The following is a 1,152-nucleotide window of genomic DNA, read 5'->3' as shown; positions in this document are numbered from 1 at the left end:
CTAGTGTTCTGTCTCAGTTTTGAGTAGCCGTTTGTTGGAGGGCGACACGTCCACGTCGGACCTTGGCCAGGATCGATTCGGCGGTGGCGGTCCACACGAACGGTTTCGGGTCGTCGTTGTGTACTCGCAGGTACTCCTCGATCGCGGTGATGAGGTCGTCCACGCTGTGGAACACCCCTCGGCGGATCATCTTGTCGGTCAGGTCGGCGAACCAGCGCTCGACCATGTTCAGCCAGGACGAGCTGGTCGGGGTGAAGTGCAGGTGGAAGCGGGGATGCTTGGCCAGCCACGCCTTCACGTTGGGGTGCGTGTGGGTGCCGTAGTTGTCGACGATCATGTGGATCTGCAGCTTGCGGGGCACCGAGGTGTCGATCGTGCGCAGGAACCGCAGGAATTCGTCGTGCCGATGCCGGGCGAAGCACTTGCCGATGACCTCGCCGGTCAACACGTCCAGCGCGGCGAACAGGGTTGTGGTGCCGTGCCGCTTGTAGTCGTGGGTCATCGTGCCGGCCCGGCCGGGCTTGAGCGGCAGGCTCGGCTGCGTGCGGTCCAGGGCCTGGATCTGCGACTTCTCATCCATGCACAACACGACGGCCTTGTCCGGCGGGTTCAGATACAACCCGACGACGTCAACGAGCTTCTCCTCGAACCGCTTGTCATTGGACAGCTTGAACGTCTCCACCAGGTGCGGCTTGAGCCCTCGGGCGTCCCACACCCGCTGCACCGTCGCCGCACTGACACCGACCCTCGCCGCCATCGACCGGCACGACCAGTGCGTCGCCCCCTCCGGCCGCGAGTGCAGCGTCAACTCCACGATCTGATCGATCACCGCCTGCGGGATCGACGGCTTACGGCCCCGACCCGCGGCCACCTTGCCCAGATCGACAAGCCCACGCTCGACGAACTCCGCCCGCCACGCCCGAACCGTCATCCGGGTCACACCGGACGACACCGCATTGTCGGCGTTGGACACCCCGTCCGCAGCGCGCAACAACACCTGCGCCCGCTGCACCAGCCGATGCTCGACCGTACGCGACTTGGCAAGAGACTCCAGCAGTTCCCGCTGACCTGTTTCGAGCACCAACGGCGAGGCAGCACGTGTCACACGCAGAGCCTACTAAACGGCTAGCTATTTACGAAACAGAACACTAG

General features: G+C 64.3%; 1 protein-coding gene. It reads right to left on the bottom strand.

The features are described from left to right. Positions 1–13: 13 nt before the first annotated feature. Positions 14–1,111 (bottom strand): IS630 family transposase, encoded by a 1,098-nt coding sequence (locus tag ACFHWY_RS28580; RefSeq protein ID WP_416583340.1) that lies wholly within the window; start codon positions 1,109–1,111, stop codon positions 14–16. Positions 1,112–1,152 lie beyond the last annotated feature (41 nt).

The organism is Micromonospora sp. LOL_024 (genome assembly GCF_048060415.1).
In the GTDB taxonomy this organism is placed as follows: domain Bacteria; phylum Actinomycetota; class Actinomycetes; order Mycobacteriales; family Micromonosporaceae; genus Micromonospora.
Note: the sequence above shows the minus strand (reverse complement) of the source record. Positions and strands in the feature narration are given on the sequence as shown.